Source organism: Arthrobacter sp. CAL618, from assembly GCF_000468215.1.
Taxonomy (GTDB): domain Bacteria; phylum Actinomycetota; class Actinomycetes; order Actinomycetales; family Micrococcaceae; genus Arthrobacter_D.
Window position 1 is genome coordinate 1 of sequence record NZ_ASZW01000239.1, and the last position, 7,296, is coordinate 7,296.

Genomic DNA, 7,296 nt, shown 5'->3' on the forward strand with positions numbered 1-7,296 from the left:
CACGCACCATCGTTCACCAGGATCCTCACCCACCCCTTCACCGGGGCCAGGCTCGGAGCCGATGCGACCACGTACCGTGTCCCGCAGGACCTCAAGGATGCGGTCCGGGTCAGGGACGGAACCTGCCGGCATCCGGGATGTAACCGGTTGGCGGTGTTCTGCGAACTCGACCACACCACCCCCTGGTCCCAAGGCGGCAAAACCAGCTACGGGAACCTGGCGGCCCTGTGTAAACGCCACCACATGTTCAAAACCGAAGGCTACTGGCACTACCAACAACCAGACCCCGGCACCATCATCGCGATCTCACCACTCGGCGAAACCTACCTCACCCGACCAGACCCACCACCCGCACCACCACCCGACATACCCCCGCCCTTCTAGCCAACTCAGTTCTCCTGTGCTGCCCAATTGCCTCGATCTACTGAGACAGACCTGAATGCACAGTTCTAACCTTCTAGCCTTCAGCGGTGGCAACGGTCCGTTCAATGGCGGCAGCGAAGATCGGGAGGCTTCGTTCTAGCATCTCCTCGTTGGCAGTCAGGGAAATCCTAAAGAAGCCGGGTGTCTCGAAATGCACGCCTGGCATCACAAAGACCCCCTGGGCCGCTAGGGTCGCCACGAATGCCTCGTCGTCGGGGTCCGGCGAGCGCACAAACAGGTAAAACGTTCCTTCCGGGCGGATAACCCGATAACCCATCTCCTGCAACGCATCAACCATCCGGTCGCGTTTGCGTTGGAGCGCCGGGATATCGATCGAAAACTGTTCGAGTCTGGGCAATGCGTGCTGGAGCACGGCGTTTGGGTAAATCCATCCCATCGCCAGTTGCAGGGCGTCAAGTGCGCTGACAACCACATCACGATCAGGCAGGTTCGGATGCAACGCCAGATAGCCGATCCGTTCACCCGGCGAAAGATGAGTCTTCCCGTACGAGTAGGCCAGCAGGGTATAGCGGTAAAACTCGATCGGACTATGGAATCGAGCACCGTCAAACACGATGCGGTTATAGGGCTCATCGGAAATGAGATAAATCCGGCGACCAATCGCGGCCGAGCCGCTCTCAAGCACTGCCGCGAGACGTTCGAGCACAGCTGGCGGATAAATCCGGCCGCTGGGGTTGTTGGGAGTGTTGACAATCACCGCACACGTGCGGCTGGTGATCGCCGCTGCGATCTGGTCCACGTCGAGGTCAAAGGTCTCCAAATCCACAGTGACCTTTACGGGGACGAGCCCGGCCTCGATGACGATCGGCTCGTAGAAGAACCACGGTGGAAGGCTGTAGATCACCTCGTCGCCGGGGTCTCCCACTGCCTTGAGCGCGAGGGCGATCGCCGTGAAACCGCCGGTAGCCAGGTGGATGTCCTCGGGACGAAATGGCACCCCAATGAGGCGCTGGAGGGAGGCCGCGGCCGCCTCCTGCGCCTCAGGGGTGTTTTGTTTGTAGGCAAACCATTGGTCGTTGCGTGGAATTGTGGCTTCCTGGAGCGCCGCAACATAGGCCTCTTGCGGCATCTCGTGTGGGTTACCGAAAGTCAGGTCGCAGATGCCTGGCTCGTTCCGGCGCGCAGCATACGTCGAGGACGTGAGGAAAGCATTGAGGAGCCGGTAAGGCTCGGCTGCTGCCACGTTCCCAGCCCGCTGCGATATCGGCGAACTGGCAAGCCCCGGTGTCATCGAACTGGAGCGGTCAGGATCAGGTATTCCCGGCTGCTGGCTGGTCTTTGGCGCCGGACCCTTATCCAGTGCATCGTTGGCTGGTACGTCATGGTCGGGTGGGTTGGTTTGATCACTCATGATCGCTCCTCAGCTGTCGAATAATCAGCGCGCTGAATCAGTGGAGGCTGTGATGCGACCGATTATGGCCTCCACTGATTCAGCTGTAAAGAGCGCTTCCAGACCGGGCCTTTCCCTCCGCGGAACGGGTTGGAGGGGGCCGGGGACTGCTGCGGTGTTATCTACCCAGAGTGTTATCTACCCAGAGTGTTATCTACCCAGAGTGTTATCTACCCACGGTGAGCCGGTTCAGCGCGGTGGCCCTGCTCGTCCCGCCTGCCCGCCGAGCCTGGACCCGACAACCCGGATGACCCGCCTCGGTGCACCGGTCCGGATTCGCGTCCTAGCCGGGATGGCCACCAGATCCGCCGACCCAGGTCGTAGGACAGGGCCGGCACCAGCAGTGAGCGCACGATCAGCGTATCCAACAGCACACCGAAGGCCACGATGAACGCAATCTGGGCAAGGAACAGAATCGGGATGACCCCCAGGGCTGCGAAGGTGGCCGCCAGCACCACACCCGCAGAGGTGATGACTCCGCCGGTGACACCCAGACCCCTCAGAATTCCGGGGCGGGTTCCGATGCGTAGCGATTCCTCCCGGACTCGTGTCATCAGGAAAATGTTGTAATCCACCCCCAATGCCACGAGGAACACGAAGCCAAACAGCGGAACCGACGCATCTGCACCCTCAAAACCGAGCAGGTTGTTGAACACCAGGGCCGACACGCCCAGCGCCGTCGCGAAGGAGAGCACCACGCTGAGGATCAGTAGGACCGGCGCCACGATGGAACGGAGCAGGAGCATCAAGATCACCAAAATCACCGCCAACACGATCGGAATGATCTTCACCAGGTCAGCCTGGGCCGTGTCGTTGGTGTCAATCGCGATCGCGGTTACGCCACCAACCAGTGCCTCTGGGCTGGCGTCGTCCAGTGCGGTCCGCAACTCACGCACCACGTCTTCGGCCTCATCGGAGTCTGCCGGTGACTGCAGTGTGCCGGTAATCAGCACGTTGCCGCCACGGACGACGACGTCGCTGCCGGGTTCGGGAGACTCGGAACTGAGCGCGGCGTCAGTGATGCCGGCCTGGCTCTGCACCACTTCCAGGACAGCATCCTGATCCTGCTCTGGGGCGATCACCGAGACTGGGCTCCCCGAACCGGCGTCGAAGTGGCGCGCCAGGGCTTCCTGCCCGTCCACCGCATTCGATTCCGTGAGGATCAGTGCGGACTGTGGTACTCCGTTAGCCTGCAGTTGGAACAAGCCCAGGGAACCGGCGGCCAGGACGAGGAATGAAGCGATCCAGACGGGTCGGGCGTGCCGGGAGATCAGTGTCGCCACCTTCTTCCAGATGCCACGCAGTCCCTCCAGCCCGGTGGCGTTCACTCCTTCGGGCTGAACGTGGCTGGACCCCAGTTTGGGGCGCAGCGGCCAAAACGCCGACCTGCCGAAGAGCAGGAGAAGAGAGGGCAGCAGTGTCAGGGCAGCCGCCAAGGAGAAGAGGATTCCAATCGCCGCGATCGGACCGAGGCTCCGGTTGGAGTTGAGGTCGGAAAACAATAGACAGAGCAGCGCAACAATAACCGTGGCCCCGGAGGCAAGAATCGGTTCGAACGAGCCGCGGTACGCCACCCGCATCGCGTCCCATTTTGCGGCGTGTTCGCCAAGTGCTTCCCTGAACCGTGCAACAAGCAGCAGCGCGTAATCGGTCGCCGCGCCGATGACCAGGATAAACAGGATTCCCTGGCTCTGACCACTGAGCTGAATCCATCCCCAGTCGGCCAGGGCATAGACCAGAACGATCGATGTGGCCAGCGCAAACACTGAGGTCAGCAGCACCAGGAACGGAAGGATTACAGACCGGTAGACGGACAACAGGATCAGAAAGACCGCTCCCAGCGCCACGCTGAGCAACAACCCATCAATGCCGCTGAAGGCGCTTGAGAGGTCGGTGGCAAAACCGGCCGGCCCCGTGACGTACCCGGTGGTACCGTCGGGGATCTCTGCGGTCAGCACCTCGCGAAGCGCCTCTACCACCTCCCCGATCTCGGCGTCGTCCGCTACAAACGCGATGTACTGAATAGCGAATGAATCTTCGGCTGGCACGGGCCCGATGACAGTTGGCGCTCCGGCTTCAGCAGGCTCCAGTCCCTCAACCGCCGCGAGGGAGGTAGCAAGCTCCTCGTACCCACCGAGGTCGGCTGGTGGAATCTCCGTCTCCGATTCGACGACGATCACCGCAGGCAGGGAGTCCGAATCAGTGAATTGGTTCTGCAGTTCACCTGCTTCGGTGGATTCGGCGTTGGCCGGGAGGAACGACGCCTGGTCATTGCTCGAGACTTCCTCCAACTTGCCGAAGGTGGGACCCCCGAACGCGGCGCCCACCAGCCAGATCAGGACGACGACGGCGGGCAACAGGACCCGTAACCACTTGCTGTGCATGATGAACGCCTCTCAACGAAATTATCTCTAAAACAAACTATATCCATCATGGAGATATAATTGGTAGACGGACTAGAGTTGTTTCTTGCGGTAACTGTTGAAACGACGAGGTGAGAGTGAGCATGGCAGAGAACCCCCGGCCCGAACTGATGGCGTTGCTCCAACAGTTCACCGTGGAAACGGATCGGTACGTGGATACTGTCAGCGCGCGGGATTCTCTCTATCGGACAGATCTGAATGCCCTCGGCGTCATGATGGGCGCCGCCCGGGCCGGTGCCGTCGTGACTCCCGGGATGCTGCGCTCCGAACTGCACCTGAGTTCCCCTGCGACTACCGCACTGGTGGACCGCCTGGATAATGCGGGCCATGTGAAACGCTCCAGGAGCGACGTCGACCGGCGGCAGGTCCACCTCGAAATGACCGAGAAGGCAATGGCCACCGGCGGCAAACTTTTCGCCCCACTGGCCCAGCACATCGGTGGCGCGCTGGCACAGTTCTCCACCGAGGAGCAGGAACTGCTGGCCGAGATGATGCGTCAGATCACGAGCGCAACCATCGCCGCGCGAGAGGAAGTAGCGCAGCAACCGGCCGGGTAGTGCTGGTTGCTAGGCTGAGCCAATGGATCGATCACGCGCCAGACAGGACCATTTCGACGCCGTAGTGGTGGGCGGAGGCCATAACGGGCTCGTTGCAGCCACGTACCTGGCCAAGGCGGGCCGGTCGGTGGTGGTCCTCGAGCGCCAGGACCAAGTGGGTGGCGCCGCCGTATCCGCAGAGGCCTTTCCCGGCACGGGAGCGCGACTGTCGCGGTATTCCTACCTGGTGAGCCTCCTCCCCCAGCAGATTATCGACGATTTGGGGTTGGATCTGGAGCTGGTCCGTCGACGATATTCCTCCTACACGCCGGTGGCTGGCGGCACTTCCGGCCTGCTGGTCGACAACGAGGACCGCAAAGCGACCCGAAAGAGTTTCCGCAGGATCGATGCGGGCGACGATGCTGGGGCCTTTGGCGAGTTCTACGGTCGCACCGCGACCCTCGCCGAGCGACTATGGCCCACGTTCACCAAGCCGCTGCTCAGGCGCGCTGAGGCGAGGGAACTGGTCGGCGACGACGAGATTTGGGCCGACTTCATTGAACAGCCGCTCGGTGGGGTAATCGAGCGCTCGGTGGAGTCAGATCTGGTACGTGGGGTACTCCTCACCGACGGCTTGATCAGCACTTTCGCGCGGGCCCACGACGAGGACCTGCAGCAAAACAAGTGCTTCCTCTATCACGTGGTTGGCGGGGGAACCGGGGACTGGGATGTCCCGGTCGGCGGCATGGGAGCAGTCAGCGGTGCCCTGGAACGGGCCGCGCTGGCCGCGGGAGTGGAGATCCGCACGGGGGCCGAGGTGACAGCGGTGGCGCCCAACGGCGTCGTCCATTACCAACCAGCGGAGGAGAACAGCCGCATGCGGAGCGTGACCGGCGAATACGTGCTGGCCAACGTCACGCCCGCTGTGCTGGGTCGGCTGATGGGCGGTCCGGGCGCCGACGGTTTCGCAACCTCCGCAGGTGCGGCCGAGGGCGCCCAGGTCAAAGTCAACCTGCTGCTCTCGCGGCTTCCGAAACTCAAGGACCCCGAGATCAGCCCCGAGCAGGCCTTCGGCGGAACCTTCCATATCAACGAGTTGTACTCGCAGTTGGACACCGCTTACACCGCCGCGGAGAACGGCAGGATCCCATCCCCCTTGCCGATCGAAATCTACTGCCATTCCCTGGCCGATCCGTCGATCCTGTCGGAGTCACTGCGGGAGTCCGGCGCCCACACCCTGACCGTTTTTTCGTTGCAGACCCCGCATCGATTAAGCCATGACGCCGATCACGACGTGCTGCGCGAAGAGCTGCAGGCTGCAGTGCTCGAATCGCTGAACAGCGTGCTGGCCGAGCCCATCGAGGATTGCATCCTGCGCGACGGCGACGGCAAGCCCTGCATTGAAACGAAAACCACCCTCGATCTGGAGGAGACGCTGGGCCTGACCGGCGGGAACATCTTCCACGGTCCGTTGTCGTGGCCGTTCGCCGAGGACGACGCACCCCTGGACACCCCCGCCCAGCGCTGGGGTGTCGCCACCGACCACCAGCGCGTGCTGCTCTGCGGGGCGGGATCCCAACGAGGCGGTGGCGTCAGCGGGCTGGGTGGCCACAGCGCCGCCATGGCCCTCCTCGAGGAGCATTAGAGGTTCAGAAGAAAACGCCGAGTGGAACGCTTAACCGGTCATGTGGCTGGTCCCGCCAGTAGAGTGAAAGCCTATTGACCCTGGACTTACCGCGAGTGTCCGCACCGGTGCGGAGCATCGGACGGCCGCTCACCATACCTTGAGGCGAGTTTGAAAAAGACACCAACCGAGGGACCGCGGGCCCTCGTCATCAGTACCAGCCGGGACAGGGGTGCGCTTGCTGCCGTCCGCTCGCTGCGCCAGTCCGGCTGGGTGGTTGGTGTCGGAACTCCCGACGGCGGCGGGATGCTCGGCGCGTCAGTCGCCTGCTCTGCCCGGCATGTGGTGCCACGACCGCGGCTGGATGGCGCCGCGTTCATCGAAGGAGTCCGCCGGGCAGTAGCCCTAGGGTCCTACGACGTCGTGTTCGGCGGCGGCGACGACTGGATGGCGGCACTCGCCACCTATCGGGACGACATTCCCACCCGGGTGGCCCACCCGCCGGCCGACGTCGTGAACGCTGCACTCAACAAGGTTGAACTTTCGGCGCTCGCCCATCAAATCGGCCTGTCGGCGCCCCGCACTGTCCAGGCATCCGATGAGGCGATCGAACAATGGCAAGGGCCGGTGGTAGTCAAGTGCCTGACGCACTGGGCGCACGGCCAGACCAGGCCACACCGGATCGAAGCGAAGCTCTTCCCCGACATCATTTCTGCCGGTCCACAGATCGAGCGGGTCAGGAAGGCCGGCGCCGAACCGATCCTTCAGGAACCGATCAAGGGGCATCTCGGTGCCCTCATCGGGATTTTCCACGACGGCCACCTGGATGGCCGGGTGCAACAAGTCACCTCACGCCTCTGGCCCACTCCAAACGGCGTG

General features: G+C 62.7%; 7 protein-coding genes (1 of these 7 only partly in view). 4 read left to right on the forward strand and 3 right to left on the reverse strand.

The window, feature by feature from the left end:
* A partial coding sequence (locus tag K728_RS0114155) for an HNH endonuclease signature motif containing protein (RefSeq protein WP_024477108.1) occupies nt 1-384 on the forward strand: 384 nt, incomplete at its 5' end.
* Between the two features lie 73 nt (nt 385-457).
* Here the strand turns inward: K728_RS0114155 and K728_RS0114160 are convergent.
* Nucleotides 458-1,795 carry an aminotransferase class I/II-fold pyridoxal phosphate-dependent enzyme gene (locus K728_RS0114160; protein ID WP_019481103.1) on the reverse strand — a complete coding sequence of 446 codons (1,338 nt, stop codon included), beginning with the start codon at nt 1,793-1,795 and terminating at the stop codon, nt 458-460.
* A 209-nt stretch (nt 1,796-2,004) separates the two neighbouring features.
* Nucleotides 2,005-4,218, reverse strand: a complete 2,214-nt coding sequence (locus tag K728_RS0114165; protein WP_019481104.1) for an MMPL family transporter — start codon at nt 4,216-4,218, stop codon at nt 2,005-2,007.
* Nucleotides 4,219-4,340: 122 nt separating this feature from the next.
* Here K728_RS0114165 and K728_RS0114170 point away from each other — a divergent pair, with 122 nt between their 5' ends.
* Both K728_RS0114170 and K728_RS0114175 read left to right on the forward strand, forming a co-directional pair.
* Nucleotides 4,341-4,814: a MarR family winged helix-turn-helix transcriptional regulator gene (locus tag K728_RS0114170; protein ID WP_019481105.1), complete on the forward strand. Its 474-nt coding sequence runs from the start codon at nt 4,341-4,343 to the stop codon at nt 4,812-4,814.
* Nucleotides 4,815-4,836: 22 nt separating this feature from the next.
* The gene (locus tag K728_RS0114175) at nt 4,837-6,438 is read left to right on the forward strand and encodes a phytoene desaturase family protein (protein ID WP_024477109.1); all 1,602 of its coding nucleotides are present in this window, start codon (nt 4,837-4,839) and stop codon (nt 6,436-6,438) included.
* A gap of 384 nt (nt 6,439-6,822) precedes the next feature.
* On the opposite strand, the gene K728_RS23325 is transcribed toward K728_RS0114175, so the two are convergent.
* A complete protein-coding gene (locus K728_RS23325; RefSeq protein ID WP_443110992.1) occupies nt 6,823-6,975 on the reverse strand; it encodes a hypothetical protein in 153 nt (50 codons plus the stop codon).
* A gap of 56 nt (nt 6,976-7,031) precedes the next feature.
* Between K728_RS23325 and K728_RS23330 the strand changes: the two genes are divergently transcribed.
* Nucleotides 7,032-7,296: the start of an ATP-grasp domain-containing protein gene (locus K728_RS23330; protein WP_443110993.1), read on the forward strand. It continues 479 nt past the right edge of the window; only the first 265 of its 744 coding nucleotides appear in the window; its start codon is at nt 7,032-7,034; its stop codon lies beyond the right edge, outside the window.

Excerpts from the sequence above, each read along its gene's own strand:
- K728_RS0114175 (WP_024477109.1), top strand. The coding sequence starts at position 4,837 with ATGGATCGATCACGCGCCAGACAGGACCATTTCGACGCCGTAGTGGTG.
- K728_RS0114170 (WP_019481105.1), top strand. The coding sequence starts at position 4,341 with ATGGCAGAGAACCCCCGGCCCGAACTGATGGCGTTGCTCCAACAGTTC.
- K728_RS0114165 (WP_019481104.1), bottom strand. The coding sequence starts at position 4,218 with ATGCACAGCAAGTGGTTACGGGTCCTGTTGCCCGCCGTCGTCGTCCTG.
- K728_RS0114160 (WP_019481103.1), bottom strand. The coding sequence starts at position 1,795 with ATGAGTGATCAAACCAACCCACCCGACCATGACGTACCAGCCAACGAT.
- K728_RS23325 (WP_443110992.1), bottom strand. The coding sequence starts at position 6,975 with ATGGGCGAGCGCCGAAAGTTCAACCTTGTTGAGTGCAGCGTTCACGAC.